Source organism: Ornithinimicrobium carbonis, assembly GCF_977012275.1.
Genome location: NZ_OZ348993.1, coordinates 386,386 through 402,433 on the forward strand (window position 1 = coordinate 386,386; position 16,048 = coordinate 402,433).

A 16,048-nucleotide genomic window follows, 5' to 3' on the forward strand; every position below is an offset into this window, starting at 1 on the left:
AGCCCGACGGTAGGCGCACAGTTTCGAATCCTGCCGGGGGCGCAACACCACAAGGCCGCTGACCTGGCTCGACGGGTCGGCGGCCTTGCGCGTCGCCCCGGCGGGCGACGACGGACCGTACGGTGGCGGCGTGGACACCGCATACCCCTTCGTCGACGGCGCCGAGCTGCGCACGGACGCCACCTACGACAACCTCGACCCCGCGACCGGCCGTCCTCTGGGCCGTGTGGGCCGGGCCGGCGCGGACGAGGTCGACGCTGCCGCACGGGCCGCGGCGGCGGCCCAGCCCGGCTGGGCCCGCGCCACCCCGGAGCAGCGGGGGCGCGTGCTGACCCGGGTCGGTGACCTCGTCGACCGGGACCGGGAGGTGCTGGCCCGGCTGGAGTCGCAGGACACCGGCAAGCCGTTGTCGCAAGCACGCACGGACGCGACCGTGGCCGCGCGGTACTTCCGCTTCTACGGGCACGTGGTCGACGCCTACCACGGCAGCCAGATCCCGCTCGGGCCCGACGTGCACGCCTACACCGTGCGTGAGCCCTACGGCGTGGTCGGCAGCATCGTGGCCTGGAACTACCCGCTCCAGCTGGCGTCCCGCGCCGTGGCCGCCGCCACCGCGGTCGGCAACGCGGTGGTGCTCAAGCCGGCCGACGAGACCCCCCGCACGGCGCTCGCGCTGGCCCGGCTGTGCGCGGAGGCGGGGATGCCCCCGGGCGTGGTCGGGGTGGTGACCGGACTGGGGACCGAGGCGGGGGCCGCGCTCACCGCCCACCCGCTGGTGACCCACCTGGGGTTCGTGGGGTCCACCGACACCGGCCGGCTGGTGGCCCACGCCGCCGCGGAGCGGGTGGTGCCGACCGTGCTGGAGCTGGGCGGCAAGTCCGCCCACGTGGTGCTGGCCGACGCCGACCTGGACCGGGCCGCCGGGGTGATCACCCGGTCCCTCCTCCAGAACGCCGGGCAGACGTGCTCGGCCGGTTCGCGGCTCGTCGTCGACGAGCGCGTCCGGGCGGGCCTCGTGGACCGCCTCGTGGCCCGGTTCCGCGACACGACGCTAGGCCCCGGGATCGAGGACCCCGACCTGGGACCGCTCGTCTCGCCGAGGCAGCAGGAACGGGTGCGCGGGTATGTGGAGGGCGCGGGCTCGGGCGTCCTCCGCGTGGGCGGCGCACCGCCGCAGGAGGACCGGCTCGGCGCGGGGTCCTACTGGCTGCCGACCCTGCTCGACGGGGTCGACCCCTCCGACCCGGTCGCCCGGGAGGAGGTGTTCGGCCCGGTGCTCGTCACGCACGGCTTCACGGACGAGGACGAGGCCGTGGCGCTGGCCAACGGCACGGACTACGGGCTGCTCGCGGCGGTGTGGACGCGGGACGTGGGGCGTGCCCACCGGATGGCGTCGGTGCTCGAGGCGGGGCAGGTCTTCGTCAACGGCTACGGCGCCGGCGGCGGGGTGGAGCTGCCCTTCGGCGGGGTGGGCCGTTCCGGGTACGGCCGGGAGAAGGGGCTGGCGGCCCTGGACGCCCTCACGAGGGTCAAGACCGTCGTCGTGCGGCTGGACTGACCCGCTCCCCCGCACGGGGGAGGACGCACCGGTGCCCTCCCCCGGCTCCTCCGCCCACGGGTGGACCGCCGGTCCGACCCACGGCCGATGTGCCGGGCGGGGGCGGGTGCTTGACTGGGCCGCATGACGACCGCTGCGCCCGACCGCCCGGGCACGGGGATCACGATCCGGGGGCTGACCAAGACCTTCGGCGAGCTCCGTGCCGTCGACGACCTCACCTTCGACGTCCGGCCGGGGCGGGTCACCGGCTTCCTGGGCCCCAACGGCGCCGGCAAGACCACCACCCTGCGGATGCTGCTGGGGCTGGTCCGCCCGACGGCGGGCGAGGCGCTCATCGGCGGTCGCCACTACGTCGCCCTGCCCGAGCCGCTGACCACCGTGGGGGCGGCCCTGGAGGCGACCGGCTTCCACCCGGGCCGCTCGGGCCGGGACCACCTGCGCGCGCTGGCCGCCACCCACCGGATCCCCGACTCCCGCGCCGACGAGCTGCTCGAGCTGGTGGGCATCCCGGCCGCCGCCCGCAAGCGGGCGGGCGGCTACTCGATGGGCATGCGCCAGCGGCTGCAGCTGGCCGCCGCGCTCCTGGGCGACCCGCAGGTGCTGCTGCTCGACGAGCCGGCCAACGGGCTCGACCCCGAGGGGATCCGCTGGATGCGCGGCTTCCTGCGCCACCTGGCCAACGACCAGGGCAAGACGGTCCTCATCAGCTCCCACCTGCTGGCCGAGGTCGAGCAGACCGTCGAGGACGTCGTCATCATCGCCAACGGCCACCTCGTCCGGGAGGGAACCATGGACGCCCTGCACGGCGAGCCCGCGGCGCTGGTGCGCTCCCCCGAGCCGGCCCAGCTGGCCCGGGCGCTGGAGCGGGCCGGCCTCGCGGCGACCCTGCTCCCGGAGCAGGGTCCCGACGCCCTGCGGGTCTCCACCCCCGAGCTGGCCCGGGTCGGTGAGGTCGCGCTGGCGGCCGGTCGCCCGGTGCACGAGCTACGCGGGCTGCGCACGGACCTGGAGCGGCTCTTCCTCGACCTCACCGACGCCCCGGAGCACCGCAACCGCAACCTCGGGGTGCCGGTCGACGGGGCTGCTTCCCCCGCCGGCCCGACCACCGGGCCGGCACCGGACGACCCGGCGCGCGCACCGCATACCCCCGACCCGACGAACCCCGAGGAGGCCTCCCGGTGACCGGTCTCGTGCGCTCCGAGCTCATCAAGGCCTTCAGCACCCGGACGGCCTGGGCCATGCCGTTGGCGATGTTCCTCGTCACGGCCGCGTTCACCGCGATCGGGGCGTTCTTCCTCGTCTACGCGGAGCTGCCGGTCGGGGACACCACGATCCGGGCCCGCGAGACGATGGACGAGACGGTCCTCGTGCGGATGGTCTACACCGGGGCGGTGCAGATGGGCTACCTGCTCACGCTGGTGCTGGGCATCCTGACGATGGGCGCGGAGTACCGCCACCGCACCCTGACCGCGACCCTCCAGGCCGTACCCCGACGGGGGCGGATGATCCTCGCCAAGGTGCTGGGCCTGGTGGTCGTGGTGCTCGTCAACGGGCTGGCCCACCTCGCCGGTGCCCTCCTGGCCGGCGGCGCGGTGCTGCTCTCCGCGGACCTCTCCCTGGCCCCGGACCCCGGCGACCTCATCGCGACCATGCTGCGGCTGCTGCTGGTCCTCGTGCTCTGGGGTCTCATCGGCTTCGGCCTCGGGGTCCTGATCCCCAACCAGGTCGTCGCGCTGTTCGTCGGGGTCGCCGTGGCCTTCATCGTCGAACCGTTGCTGGGCTTCGGCATCACCTTCTGGGACGCGGTGGCCGACGCGGCCCGCTTCTTCCCCAGCCAGCTGACCATGAGCACCCTCAACATCTTCGACGGCGCCGACGCGGCGACGACCCAGGCGCTGGGCGGCGCCGAGAACCCGCTGGCGTGGTGGGTGGCCGGCCTCGTGCTCCTGGCCTACGCGGGCGTGATGACGCTCCTGGGGTGGGTCCTCACCTCCCGGCGCGACGTGGGGTGAGCCCCTCCGGGGCGCGGGAGGGCACGGCACCCCGGAGGGCGTCACCGGGGGTGCACGGGCTAGGCTGTACGACGACGTGCACTGTTTCGCACACGCGTTGCACCCCCGGATGTGAGAAGAGGCGCAAACCCCGTGGCCAACCCCCCGAGCAGCGACACCACCCTCGCCGACTTCGGAGCCAACGAGTGGCTCGTCGAGGAGAAGCGCGAGCAGTTCGACCAGGATCCAGGGTCCGTCGACCCGGCCTGGCGCCGATACTTCGAGGGGACTGACGACCGGCGCAACGGTGCGGCCGACACCGCGGCGAAGGGGTCCGACGACGGCGGTGCCGCCGACACCGCACGCCCGGCACCCTCCTCGACCGGTGCGGGTGCGCCGGCACCGGGCGCGGGGCAGGCGAAGGTGGGCAAGGCACCGCCCCGCACGTCCTCCACGGACACCGACGCGGCGCCCCAGGGCGGGGACACGAAGGGCGGCGACGGGGAGAGGAACGAGCCGAAGGACGCGAAGGGCGGGGACACGAAGGGCGGGGACACGAAGGCCGCGCCCAAGGACTCGCAGGGCACCTCCGGGAAGAAGGCGGAGGACACGAAGGCCGCGCCCAAGGACGCGCAGGGCACCTCCGGGAAGAAGGCCGGGGACACGAAGGCCGCGCCCGAGGGGGCGAAGGACGACTCCGGGTCCAAGGACACCGGCGAGAAGGGTCAGACGCCCCGCGGGACCGCGGGGACGAGGGCGGCGGAGAAGTCCGTCGGCACCCCCTCCCGGTCGGGCGGCTCCGAGCCGCGCGTGTCGCGCGACGCCCCCGCCCCGACGAAGAAGGGGCCCCAGAGCGACGTGACGATGACCCCGCTGCGGGGAGCCGTCGCCCGCGTGGTCACCAACATGGAGAGCTCGCTGGAGGTGCCCACCGCTACCAGCGCGCGCAACCTGCCGGCCAAGCTGCTCATCGACAACCGCATCGTCATCAACAACCACCTGGCCCGCTCCCGCGGCGGCAAGGTCTCCTTCACCCACCTCATCGGCTACGCCATGGTCAAGGCGCTCAAGGCGATGCCGGAGATGAACAACGGCTTCGCCACCCAGGACGGCAAGCCCGTGCTGCTCGAGCCGGCCCACATCAACCTGGGCCTGGCCATCGACGTCCCCAAGCCGGACGGCAGCCGCCAGCTCCTCGTGCCCAACATCAAGAGCGCCGAGGAGATGACCTTCTACGAGTTCTGGACGGCCTACGAGCGGATCGTGCGCAAGGCGCGGGACAACAAGCTGACGGTCGCGGACTTCCAGGGCACCACGATCAGCCTGACCAACCCCGGCGGCATCGGCACGCTGCACTCGGTGCCGCGGCTGATGAAGGGTCAGGGCGCCATCATCGGCGTCGGCTCCCTGGACTACCCGGCCGAGTGGCAGGGCGCCGCCCCCGAGCGGATCGCGACCAACGCGGTCAGCAAGATCCTCACCCTGACCTCGACCTACGACCACCGCATCATCCAGGGTGCGCAGTCGGGGGAGTTCCTCAAGATCATGCACCAGCTGCTGCTGGGCGAGGAGGACTTCTTCGACGAGATCTTCACCTCCCTGCGCATCCCCTACGAGCCGATCCGGTGGGCCCCGGACATCGCCGCGACCCACGACGACGACATCTCCAAGGCCAGCCGCATCCAGGAGCTCATCCACGCCTACCGCGTCCGCGGCCACCTCATGGCGGACACGGATCCCCTGGAGTACGTCCAGCGCCGCCACCCGGACCTGACGATCGAGAACCACGGCCTGACGCTGTGGGACCTGGACCGCGACGTGCCCACAGGCGGCTTCGGCGGCAAGCCGCGGCTGACGCTGCGCAAGATCCTCGGCATCCTGCGAGACTCCTACTGCCGCACCGTCGGCGTGGAGTACATGCACATCCAGGACCCCGAGGAGCGGGACTGGTTCCAGGAGAAGCTCGAGGTGCCGTTCCGCAAGCCAGCACCCGCCGAGCAGCTGCGGATCCTGCGTCGCCTCAACGCGGCGGAGGCCTTCGAGACCTTCCTGCAGACCAAGTTCGTCGGGCAGAAGCGCTTCAGCCTCGAGGGTGGCGAGGCCGTCATCGCCCTCATGGACAAGGTGCTCAGCCGCGCCGCCCAGGACGGGCTGGCCGAGGTGACGATGGGTATGCCGCACCGCGGCCGGCTCAACGTGCTCGCCAACCTCGCGGGCAAGTCCTACGGTCAGATCTTCCGCGAGTTCGAGGGCAAGTCGGCCCCCGGGTCGGTCCAGGGCTCCGGCGACGTCAAGTACCACCTCGGGACCGAGGGTGAGTTCCACGACGAGCAGGGCAACTCCACCCGGGTCTACCTCGCCGCCAACCCCTCCCACCTGGAGGCCGTCAACCCCGTGCTCGAGGGGATCACCCGGGCCAAGCAGGACCGCCTCGAGCTGGAGACCGGCACCGAGGACTACGGGGTCCTGCCGGTCCTGCTCCACGGCGACGCGGCCTTCGCGGGCCAGGGCGTGGTCCTGGAGACCCTGCAGATGTCGCAGCTGCCCGGCTACCGCACCGGCGGCACCATCCACGTGGTCATCAACAACCAGGTCGGCTTCACCACCGCGCCGCACCACTCCCGTTCAGCGGTCTACTGCACCGACGTCGCGCGGACCGTGCAGGCCCCGATCTTCCACGTCAACGGCGACGACCCCGAGGCCGTCGTGCGGGTGGCCGAGCTGGCCTACGAGTACCGCCAGAAGTTCCACAAGGACGTGGCCATCGACATGGTCTGCTACCGGCGGCGCGGACACAACGAGGGCGACGACCCCTCGATGACCCAGCCGCTGATGTACGACCTCATCGAGGCCAAGCGCTCGGTCCGCAAGCTCTACACCGAGTCCCTCATCGGTCGTGGCGACATCAGCGTCGAGGACGCCGAGGAGGCGCTGCGCGACTACCAGAAGCAGCTGGAGCAGGTCTTCGTGGAGACCCGCGCGGCGCTGAAGGGCGAGGGTGACGGCACCCGCGGCCTGGAGCGCCCGCAGGCCCAGGACGAGGGCGACATGGCCACCCGGCAGCGGCCGACCGCCATCAGCGAGGAGATGCTGCGGACCATCGGCGAGGCGTTCGCCGACGTGCCCGAGGGATTCACCGTCCACCCCAAGCTGGCCAAGCTGCTCACCACCCGGCGGGACATGGTCCGCGAGGGCGGCATCGACTGGGGCATGGGCGAGCTGATCGCCTTCGGCTCCCTCGTCATGGAGGGGACGCCGGTCCGTCTCTCCGGCCAGGACTCCCGCCGCGGGACCTTCGTCCAGCGGCACGCGGTGCTCACGGACAACGAGACGGCGGCCAGCTGGACCCCGCTGCACCACCTGTCCGAGGACCAGGCCAGCTTCGAGGTCTACGACTCGCTGCTCTCGGAGTACGCGGTGATGGGCTTCGAGTACGGCTACTCGGTCGAGCGGACGAACGCGCTGGTGCTCTGGGAGGCCCAGTTCGGCGACTTCGCCAACGGCGCCCAGACGATCGTGGACGAGTTCATCTCCTCCTCCGAGCAGAAGTGGGACCAGCGCTCCAGCGTCGTGCTACTGCTCCCCCACGGCTACGAGGGACAGGGGCCGGACCACTCCTCCGCGCGCATCGAGCGCTACCTGCAGATGTGCGCCGAGGACAACATGGTGGTGGCCTACCCCTCCAGCCCGGCGTCGTACTTCCACCTGCTGCGGGCCCACGCGACGGCGCGTCCGCGCAAGCCGCTCATCGTCTTCACCCCCAAGGCGATGCTGCGGCTCAAGGCAGCGGCGAGCAGCCCGGAGGAGTTTACGCACGGCACCTTCGAGCCGGTGCTCGCCGACGCGGCCGACCTCGACCGCGAGGCGGTCGACCGGGTGCTCATCGCCTCCAGCAAGCTCGTGCACGACCTGGAGGACGAGCGCACCAAGCGGGAGGACACGCGCACCGCGATCCTGCGGATGGAGCAGCTCTACCCCCTCCCCGGAGCGCAGCTGGCGAGCCTCACCGCGACGTACCCCAACGCCGAGCTGGTGTGGGTGCAGAACGAGCCGAAGAACCAGGGAGCCTGGCCGTTCATGGCGCTCAACCTGTCCGAGGCCCTCACCCACCACGGTGAGGAGCGGCCCATCCGGGTCGCCGCCCGGCCCGCGTCGGCCTCGCCGTCCACCGGGTCGGCCAAGGTGCACGCTGTCGAGCAGGCCACCCTGCACGAGGAGGCCTTCGGCCGCCGCTGACGGACGGGGCCGGCCACGGCCCGCGCGAGGGGTCCTCCCACCCGGGAGGGCCCCTCGCGCACGTCCGGGTGCCGCCCGCCCCGGGGTGGGCGGGCCGCGGCGGCCGGCGCCACGGCATACGGAAGAATGGTGCCCATGACCGCCGACGCAGCCGGACCGACGCTTCCCCCCGGACACACCGCCTACCCCCCCGGCCCCGAGGACGTGGACGACCTCGTGCGCCTCCTGCGCCGTCACGAGCGCGAGGGGCGCGGCTGGCCGGGGGCGGACAGCCAGGCCGTCGCGGCCGAGGTCGCGGGTCGGGGCGCGGACACGCACCTGCACGAGGTCGTGCGCGACGACGGCGGGACGGTCCGAGCGTGGATCAACTGCCACGACCGGGCTGCGGGCCGGGTGCTGGTGGGCGTGACCGTCGACCCCGACCTGCCCGACGAGGCGGCCGATCCGCTGGCCAGGTTCGCCTTCGGCCGGGTGGAGGAGCTCGGGCAGGAGGTGCTGCAGCGTCGGGGGCTGCAGCAGACCCAGCTCGACTCGGGGGCGTTCGCCGACGACCCGCGCCAGCAGCGCTGGCTCACGGAGGCGGGCTACGAGCACGTGCGCGACTGGTGGCAGATGAGCCGCCCCGTGGATCCGGGGTCCGACCTGCAGCAGCCCGGACCGCGGGAGGGCGTGGAGATCCGGCGGGTGCGGCGCGACGACGGGGTCGGGATGCCGCAGGAGGAGGACCTGCGGGCGGTGCACCTCGTGCTGGAGCACTCCTTCGCCGACCACTTCAACTCCTACCGGGAGACCTTCGAGGAGTTCGTCTCGCGCCTGCGCGAGGACCCGGGACACCGGTGGGACCACTGGTGGCTGGCCACCGTGGACGGGAAACCGGCCGGGGCGCTCGTCGCCACGACCGTCGTCGGCGGGGTCGGTCCGGACGGCACCGCCCGGCCGGACTCCTCCTACGTCGAGTACATCGGGGTGCACCGCCGCGCGCGGGGACGGGGGGTGGCCAAGGGGCTGCTCCGGGCCGTCGTGGCCGACGCCGCCGCCCGCCGACGCAGCTCCGTCGGGCTGGAGGTCGACGCCGACTCCCCCACCCGCGCGGACGGCCTGTACCTGTCGATGGGGTGGCGCACGCGCTACTCCACCCAGTCCTGGCACCGCACCCTGTCGCTGCCGGGATCGGCGGCGGCGGCGGGATAGCCTGCGAGGGTGTACTTCACCGACCGCGGGATCGAGGAGCTGGCCCAGCGCCGGGGCGCGGAGGACGTGACCCTCGGCTGGCTGGCCGAGCAGCTGCGCACGTTCGTGGACCTGCACCCCGAGTTCGAGGTGCCGGTGGACCGCCTGGCCACCTGGCTGGCCCGCGAGGACGACGACGAGTGAGACGAGAGGCGACGACGTGACGAGCCAGGGACGACCGGGCCCGACCGACATCGAGTACACCCCCAGCGCGGAGTTCTCCGTGCACGAGGGGCCGCGGGACATCGGCCTGTGCTTCGTCGGCGACGGGTTCGTGGCGGGTTACGGGGACCCCAAGGCCCTGGGCTGGGTCAGCCGCGTGGTCGGTCGCACGCCCGCCCAGGAGGTCGCCCTGACCTCCTACAACCTGGGGGTACGCGGCAGCAGCTCGGCCGACGTCATGGCCCGGTGGCGGGCCGAGTGCCCTCCGCGCTGGGAGGGCCGCTCCGAGCGCCGGCTGGTCGTGGGCGTGGGGGCCGAGGACGTCGAGCAGGGGGTCACCACCGCCCGGTCCCGGCTCAACCTGGCCAACGTGCTCGACGAGGCCAGCTCGACCGGTATCGGCACCTTCGTCGTCGGGCCGACTCCCACGCTGGACGCCGAGGTCAACGCCCGGCTCCAGGTGCTCGCGGAGGCGCAGGCCGACGTGTGCCACCGCCGCGGGGTCCCGTTCGTCGACTGCTTCACCCCCCTGCAGGGCCACGACCAGTGGCAGTCCGACCTGGCGGCCGGCGATACCGTGCACCCGGGGCAGGCCGGCTACGGCCTCGTCGCCTGGCTCGTGCTCAACGGGGGCTGGTACCGCTGGCTCCAGCTGGAGGACTGAGCCGCTCGACCCAGGCGCGCGCCTCCGCGTAGGACTGCTCGTCGGCGTGCTCGGGCACCTGTGCCGGGCGCCGGTCGGCCCGCGGGTAGGACCCCATGAAGTGCACCTCGCGACAGGTCCGGCGCAGACCGACCAGCGCCTCGCGCAGCCGGGCCTCGCTCACGTGGGCGTCCGCGTCGATCCAGAAGCAGTACTCCCCGAGCCCCTCCCCCGTGGGGCGCGACTCGAGCCGGCTGAGGTCGATGCCCCGCACGGCGAACTGCTCCAGCAGCTCCAGCAGGGCTCCGGGCCGGTTCATCCAGATGAGGGCCACCAGCGTGGTCCGGTCGCTGCCCGTCGGAGCGGGCACGTCCACGCCCGCCCGCAGGACGACGAACCGGGTGACGGCGCCGTCCCGGTCGGCGATGTGCTCGGCCACCGGCACCAGGCCGTAGGCGGCCGCGGCGCCGGGTGCCGCGACGGCTGCGTCGTAACCGCCCTCGGAGACGGCCTGGGCGGCGCGCGCGGTCGAGGTCTCGGGGACCAGGGCCGCGTCGGGCAGGTTGCGGGCGAGCCAGTCCCTCGTCTGGGCCATCGCGTGCGGGTGGGTGGCGACCGTCCCGACCTGGGCCAGCGTGGTTCCGGGGCGGACCAGCAGGGAGAACTGGACCTCGACGTGGACCTCGGCGACGATGTGCACCCCGTCCGCGCCCGCGTCCTGCAGCGCCTGGAGGGTGGCCGGGACGGACCCCTCGACGGAGTTCTCGAAGGGCACGACCGCCGCGTCCACCTCGCCGTGCCGCAGGGCCTCGATCGCCACCGGGACCGTGGGAGCCGGCCAGGCCTGCCCGGCTCCCCGGGGGTCCCACTGGCGCACGGCCTGCTCGGTGAACGTGCCGGCCGGGCCGAGATAGGCGATCTTCACACCGGAACGATATCGCCGGTGGCCTCCCGCCTCAGTAGGCGCCGTGCTCGTCGGGCCTGAGCACGACCTGGACGGTGCGCCACAGGATCATCAGGTCCAGCACCGGGGTCCAGTTCTCGACGTAGTAGAGGTCGAGGCGGACCGACTCCTGCCAGGAGAGGTTGCTGCGCCCGCTGATCTGCCACAGGCCGGTCATGCCCGGCTTGACGAGCAACCGGCGGCGGGCGTCCAGGGCGTAGGTGGCGACCTCCCGCGGCAGCGGCGGGCGCGGCCCGACCAGGCTCATGTCGCCGCGCAGCACGTTGATCAGCTGGGGCAGCTCGTCCAGGGAGTGGCGCCGGATGAAGGCTCCCACCCGCGTCACCCGCGGGTCCTCGGGCACCTTGAACATCGGCCCGGCCCCCTGGTCCACCGCCCGCAGCGTGGGCAGCATCTCCTCGGCCGCCACCACCATGCTGCGGAACTTCAGCATCGCGAACGTGCGTCCGTCACGGCCCACCCGCTCCTGCCGGAAGAGCACCGGACCGCCGTCCTCGCCCCGCACCGCCAGCGCCACCAGGCCCATCACCGGAGCCATGACCACCAGCACCGCCACCGCCGCCATCCGGTCCACCACGTTCTTGGCCACCAGCTGCGGACCGGCGAACCGCGGCGACTCCACGTGGATCAGCGGCAGGCCCTGAACCGGACGGGTCAGCACCCGCGGCCCGGCCACGTCCATGATCCCCGGCGCGACGACCAGGTCGATGTCGGTCCCCTCCAACGCCCACCCCAGCCGGCGCAACCCCTCCTGGCCCAGCCCCGCGGAGGAGGACACCGCCACCACGTCCACGTCCATCTCCAGCGCCTTGACCAGCACGTCGGACTCCGGCCCCAGGACCGGGACCCCGGCGACCCGGCCCTCGCTGGCACCGTCCACGCAGGCCCCCAGCACCTGGTAGCCCGCGTCCGGCGCCCGCCCCAGCGCCACCACCAGGCTGGCCACGTGGTCCCGGTCCCCCACGAGCAGCACCCGGTCCGAGAGCGCACCCTCCCGACGCCGGCGCACCAGCCATCGGCGCGCACTCCAGCGGGCCACCAGCAGCAGCACCGTCCCCAGCGGGAAGGCCAGCACGACATACCCCCGGGCGAAGTCCGCCTTCAGCGCCAGCGCGACGATCGCCACGATCGCGAACAGCCAGGTCGAGGCCTGGAAGACCTGCTTGTACTCCTGCACGCCGTGCCCCACCAGGCGCCCGTCGTAGGAGTTCTGCAGGTGCAGCGAGACCATCCACCCGGCCATCAGCGCCAGCGAGACGGTCGTGTAGCTCACCGCCCCGAGCGCGCTCTGCAGCTCGCGCCCGTCTGTCCCGAACCGGAACAGCTGCGCCGCCACGACGGCCACTGCCACCACGAGCAGGTCGGCCATCCGCACCACCGACAGGTAACCCGTCAGGTACCTGCGGGCCTGGGGCAGCCCCCTCCGTCGCCCGCCCTGCAGTCCGTCGGGCACGACGAAGAGCGGCGTCGGGGCGGACCCGACGCCGAGACCGTCGCGAGCCCCCTGCGGCTCACGCGGGATCTCCACCGAAGAAGTCAAGCGATTCCCATCTACCCGGCCGGGCGCCAGGCGGTCACCCAACCGCCGGGCACTTTACCCGTTCTTTACCAAGGGTAGTTAACCAGCCGGTAGCCACCCCGTCCACCCCTGCGGGGGGTCCGGACGAACCCTGGGGGGTATGGCGCCCGCCACCCTCGGCGGTCCCGCTCAGCCGCGGCGGGGGGCCAGGGCGCGGAAGAGGTGCGGCACCGCCGCCGTGACCTGCTCCTGCATCGTCACGTAGACCTCGTCGGCCCGGCGGTAGGGGTCGACGACGTCGTGGTCCTCCGGCCGTCCGGGGCGGCGACGGCCACGGTGCCGGGTGGCCACGTCGGCGAGCTCGCGCAGCCGGGCGGCCGGGTCGGCCGAGGACGGCAGGTCCTCGTCGGGCAGGCCCTCGACGATCGCCGCGAGCTCGCGCACGGTGAACACCCGCTTCATCGCCCGGGGGGTCGTCCGGACCACGGCCGCCCGGTGGTCGCGGGTCGCGGTGAGGACGAGGTCGGCCGTCTCGACCATCGGGGCCGCCAGCCGGCGGGCCGAGAAACCGTCGGAGCTGCCGCCCAGGCCACGGAGCACCGCGGCCGCGCGCTCGTCCATCGGGTGGTCGACCAGCGCGCCGGTGCCCGCCGACGCGACCTCGAAGTGGCCGGGCCCCCAGCGCTGGTCCAGCCCCTGCTGCAGCAGCCGCTCGACCAGCGGCGACCGGCACACGTTGCCCGTGCACACGACGAGGATGCGGCCCGTTGCCATGCCGGTCAGACTACGCGGGTCCGGGCAGGTCGACCCCGGCCCACCGCGGGCCGTGCCCCAGGAGGGTGGCCGTGCGGGTCTGCTGGTCGGCCTCGCCGCTGCCGGAACGCTCCAGGACCACCTCCAGCCGGTCGTCGGCCAGGTGCTCGGCCAGGCCGTGCCCCCACTCGACCACGGTGACCGACTCCTCGAGCGACTCGTCCAGGTCCAGGTCGTCCAGCTCGGCCTCCCCGCCGAGGCGGTAGGCGTCGGCGTGCACGAGCGCCGGACCCCCGACGAGCGAGGGGTGCACCCGGGCGATGACGAAGGTCGGCGAGGTGATCGGCCCCCGGACCCCCAGCCCGTGCGCGAGCCCCTGGGTCAGCGTCGTCTTGCCCGCCCCGAGGTCGCCGGTGAGCACCACCAGGTCCCCGGCCCGCAGCACCCGGCCGAGCGTCTCCCCGAGCGCACGGGTGTCCTCGTCGGTCGGCAGCACCAGTAGGCGGCCGGTCACGACGGCCCGCCCACGTGGCGCCGCGGGACCCGCGGCCCGAAGCGGGTGACGATCTCGTAGGAGATCGTCCCCGCGGCCTCGGCCCAGTCCTGGGCGGTGGGCTCCCCGCCGTCGCCGGCCCCGAAGAGGACGACCTCCTCGCCCGCCGCCACGTCGAGGTCACCGACGTCGACGACGAACTGGTCCATGCACACCCGCCCCGAGACCCGGAATCGCTGTCCGCGCACCTGGACGGGAGCCTGGTTCGACCCGTGCCGCGGAACACCGTCGGCATACCCGAGGGGGACGTCGACGAGGGTGGTCTCGCGCGACGTGGTGTAGGTGTGCCCGTAGGAGACGCCCTGACCGGCCGGGACCCGCTTGGCCACGGCGACCCGCGCGCTCACCCGCATCGCGGGGCGCAGCCCCAGCTCCGCCGCGGACGCCAGGTCGGGCACGGGCGAGAGGCCGTACACCGCCAGGCCTGGGCGGACCATGTCCCAGGAGGCCTCGGGAGTGGTCAGGGTGGCGGCGGAGTTGGACATGTGCCGCACCTCGGGCCGCAGGCCGGCGCGCTCCGCGACCGCCACCGCGTCGGCGAAGGCCTCCTGCTGGGCCCGGACGGTCGGGTGCGCGGGGGCGTCGGCGTAGGCGAAGTGGGTGAACAGGCCGCGGACCCGCAGCACCCCCTCGGCCTCCAGGCGCGCGGCCTCCTCGACCAGGTCGGTCCAGTCCGTGCGCGGGTCCCCCGCCCGCAGGGGTATGCCGTAGGCACCGTTGCGGGCCAGGCCGGTGTCCACCTTGAGCTGGGTCGTCGCCGGGCGGCCGGTGGCGCGGGCAGCGTCGGCCAGGGCCCGCAGACCCCAGGGGGCGACGGCCGCGACCTCGACGTCGGCCTCCACCAGGGGGCGCAGGTCCAGGTCGGGCGTGGTGAGCCAGGTGAGGACCGGGGCCTCGATCCCGGCGGCCCGCAGGGCCAGGGCCTCGGTGGCCTGGGCGACCCCCAGGGCGCAGGCACCACCGGCGAGCGCGGCTCGGGCCGACGGCACGAGGCCGTGCCCGTAGGCGTCGGCCTTGACGACGGCCATCAGCTCGGTGCCGCCCACCCGCTCGCGCAGGGTCCGCACGTTGTCGCTGACGGCGTCCAGGTCGACGAGCACCTCGGCCGGCCAGAGGGTGGTGCTGCCGCGGCCGCCCGGCCCCGCCGGTGGTCCGCCCGCCGCGGGGCCCGCGGGGGCCGGCGTCACGCCCGGCCGTCCTGGGCCCGCTGCGCGGCGACCGCCGCGAGCTGGGCCATGAGGCTGTCCGGCACGGGCGGGGTGGCCTCGTCGGCCACCGCCGCGGCGATGCGCTCGCCCAGCTCCTGGGTGCTGGCGCCCATCGCCTCCCCGGCGAGCGCCGGCAGGCCCCGGAGCACCAGGGCGGTGGCGGCCTCGACCGCGGACGCCGCCTCCCCCTCGCCCAGGTGGCCCAGCAGCATCGCCAGGGACAGGCAGGCCCCGGCCGGGTTCGCCCAGCCCCGGCCGGCGATGTCCGGGGCGGAGCCGTGGATCGGCTCGAACATGCTCGGGTGGGCCCCGTCGAGGTTGAGGTTGCCGCTGGCGGCCACGCCCAGCCCGCCCTGGAGGACCGCGCCGAGGTCGGTGACGATGTCGCCGAAGAGGTTGTCGGTGACGACCACGTCGAAGCGTTCGGGGCTGACCGGAAGGTGCATGCACAGGGCGTCGACGTGGACGTAGTCGGTCTCCACGTCGGGGTAGCGGGTGCCGACCTCGGTCATGACGTCGGTCCACAGCGCGCCCGCCTCGACGAGGACGTTGGTCTTGTGGCACAGGGTCAGCCGGCCGCGGCGCTGCCGGGCCAGCCGGTAGGCGAAGTCCACGGCGCGCTCCACGGCATACCAGGTGTTGACCGACTCCTGGACGGCGACGCGGGCGGGGGTGCCGCGGTGCACGGTGCTCCCCTGCGCGACGTAGGCGCCCTCGGTGTTCTCGCGGACGACGACCAGGTCGCAGCGCTCCGGGGTCAGGCCCGAGATGGGGGTGGGGACGCCGTCGTAGAGGCGCACCGGTCGCAGGTTGATGGCCTGCTGCATCCGGCGGCGCAGCTCCAGGATGATGCCGCGCTCGAGGATCCCGGGAGTGACCTTCGGGCTGCCGATGGCGCCGAAGAGGATCGCGTCGTGCCGGTCCAGCTCGGCGGTGGCCCCGTCCGTGAGCAGCTCGCCGGTCGCCAGGTGGTGGTCGGCCCCGAGGGGCACGTCCGTGCGGGAGGTGGTGAAGCCGAACCGGGACTCGGCCGCGTCGAGCACCGAGAGGGCGGCGCGGGTGACCTCGGGACCGACCCCGTCACCGGGCAGGACGGCAAGGGTGTGGCTGCGCATGGCGGACCTCGCGTGCGGTAGGCGTTGACGTCGCGTCAGCGACGGAGGGTTATGGTGGCTGCATTCTTGCAGCACCCGCCGCACGGCCGTCCGGCGCCCGCGGCTCCCCGAGGTGA

General features: G+C 73.8%; 13 protein-coding genes. 7 read left to right on the top strand and 6 right to left on the bottom strand.

Annotated elements, in window-relative coordinates; genetic code table 11:
* Positions 1 to 130: 130 nt before the first annotated feature.
* From ACWHYA_RS01745 to ACWHYA_RS01775, 7 genes are all read left to right on the top strand, one after another.
* The gene (locus ACWHYA_RS01745; protein ID WP_425939465.1) at positions 131 to 1,558 is read left to right on the top strand and encodes an aldehyde dehydrogenase family protein; all 1,428 of its coding nucleotides are present in this window, start codon (positions 131 to 133) and stop codon (positions 1,556 to 1,558) included.
* Between the two features lie 123 nt (positions 1,559 to 1,681).
* Positions 1,682 to 2,740: an ABC transporter ATP-binding protein gene (locus tag ACWHYA_RS01750; protein WP_425939463.1), complete on the top strand. Its 1,059-nt coding sequence runs from the start codon at positions 1,682 to 1,684 to the stop codon at positions 2,738 to 2,740.
* Positions 2,737 to 3,570, top strand: coding sequence for an ABC transporter permease (locus ACWHYA_RS01755; RefSeq protein ID WP_425939461.1), 834 nt, complete (start codon positions 2,737 to 2,739; stop codon positions 3,568 to 3,570). Before ACWHYA_RS01750 ends, ACWHYA_RS01755 begins: the two co-directional genes overlap by 4 nt.
* 132 nt (positions 3,571 to 3,702) lie before the next feature.
* A complete protein-coding gene (locus ACWHYA_RS01760) occupies positions 3,703 to 7,785 on the top strand; it encodes a multifunctional oxoglutarate decarboxylase/oxoglutarate dehydrogenase thiamine pyrophosphate-binding subunit/dihydrolipoyllysine-residue succinyltransferase subunit (RefSeq protein WP_425939459.1) in 4,083 nt (1,360 codons plus the stop codon).
* 135 nt (positions 7,786 to 7,920) lie between these two features.
* Positions 7,921 to 8,976, top strand: a complete 1,056-nt coding sequence (locus tag ACWHYA_RS01765) for a GNAT family N-acetyltransferase (RefSeq protein ID WP_425939457.1) — start codon at positions 7,921 to 7,923, stop codon at positions 8,974 to 8,976.
* 9 nt (positions 8,977 to 8,985) lie between these two features.
* On the top strand, positions 8,986 to 9,159 hold the full coding sequence (locus tag ACWHYA_RS01770; protein ID WP_425939455.1) for a DUF6104 family protein: 174 nt from the start codon (positions 8,986 to 8,988) through the stop codon (positions 9,157 to 9,159).
* Positions 9,160 to 9,175: 16 nt separating this feature from the next.
* Positions 9,176 to 9,841, top strand: a complete 666-nt coding sequence (locus ACWHYA_RS01775) for a GDSL-type esterase/lipase family protein (protein ID WP_425939454.1) — start codon at positions 9,176 to 9,178, stop codon at positions 9,839 to 9,841.
* Here the strand turns inward: ACWHYA_RS01775 and pheA are convergent.
* The 6 genes from pheA to ACWHYA_RS01805 form a co-directional block, all read right to left on the bottom strand.
* Positions 9,801 to 10,745, bottom strand: a complete 945-nt coding sequence (gene pheA, locus ACWHYA_RS01780) for a prephenate dehydratase (protein ID WP_425939452.1) — start codon at positions 10,743 to 10,745, stop codon at positions 9,801 to 9,803. The genes ACWHYA_RS01775 and pheA overlap by 41 nt on opposite strands.
* Before the next feature lie 31 nt (positions 10,746 to 10,776).
* Entirely contained in the window at positions 10,777 to 12,312 is a 1,536-nt protein-coding gene (locus tag ACWHYA_RS01785) for a sugar transferase (protein WP_425939451.1), read from the bottom strand.
* Positions 12,313 to 12,492: 180 nt separating this feature from the next.
* Positions 12,493 to 13,077: an arsenate reductase/protein-tyrosine-phosphatase family protein gene (locus ACWHYA_RS01790; protein ID WP_425939449.1), complete on the bottom strand. Its 585-nt coding sequence runs from the start codon at positions 13,075 to 13,077 to the stop codon at positions 12,493 to 12,495.
* A 10-nt stretch (positions 13,078 to 13,087) separates the two neighbouring features.
* Positions 13,088 to 13,570 (bottom strand): tRNA (adenosine(37)-N6)-threonylcarbamoyltransferase complex ATPase subunit type 1 TsaE, encoded by a 483-nt coding sequence (gene tsaE, locus ACWHYA_RS01795; RefSeq protein WP_425939447.1) that lies wholly within the window; start codon positions 13,568 to 13,570, stop codon positions 13,088 to 13,090.
* Positions 13,567 to 14,796 carry an alanine racemase gene (alr, locus tag ACWHYA_RS01800; protein WP_425939445.1) on the bottom strand — a complete coding sequence of 410 codons (1,230 nt, stop codon included), beginning with the start codon at positions 14,794 to 14,796 and terminating at the stop codon, positions 13,567 to 13,569. Before alr ends, tsaE begins: the two co-directional genes overlap by 4 nt.
* Positions 14,793 to 15,932: a 3-isopropylmalate dehydrogenase gene (locus ACWHYA_RS01805; RefSeq protein WP_425939443.1), complete on the bottom strand. Its 1,140-nt coding sequence runs from the start codon at positions 15,930 to 15,932 to the stop codon at positions 14,793 to 14,795. Before ACWHYA_RS01805 ends, alr begins: the two co-directional genes overlap by 4 nt.
* Positions 15,933 to 16,048 lie beyond the last annotated feature (116 nt).

What these genes read in the sequence shown, in the direction of transcription:
- ACWHYA_RS01750 (WP_425939463.1), top strand. Translation starts at nt 1,682, where the DNA reads ATGACGACCGCTGCGCCCGACCGCCCGGGCACGGGGATCACGATCCGG.
- ACWHYA_RS01765 (WP_425939457.1), top strand. Translation starts at nt 7,921, where the DNA reads ATGACCGCCGACGCAGCCGGACCGACGCTTCCCCCCGGACACACCGCC.
- ACWHYA_RS01790 (WP_425939449.1), bottom strand. Translation starts at nt 13,077, where the DNA reads ATGGCAACGGGCCGCATCCTCGTCGTGTGCACGGGCAACGTGTGCCGG.
- ACWHYA_RS01805 (WP_425939443.1), bottom strand. Translation starts at nt 15,932, where the DNA reads ATGCGCAGCCACACCCTTGCCGTCCTGCCCGGTGACGGGGTCGGTCCC.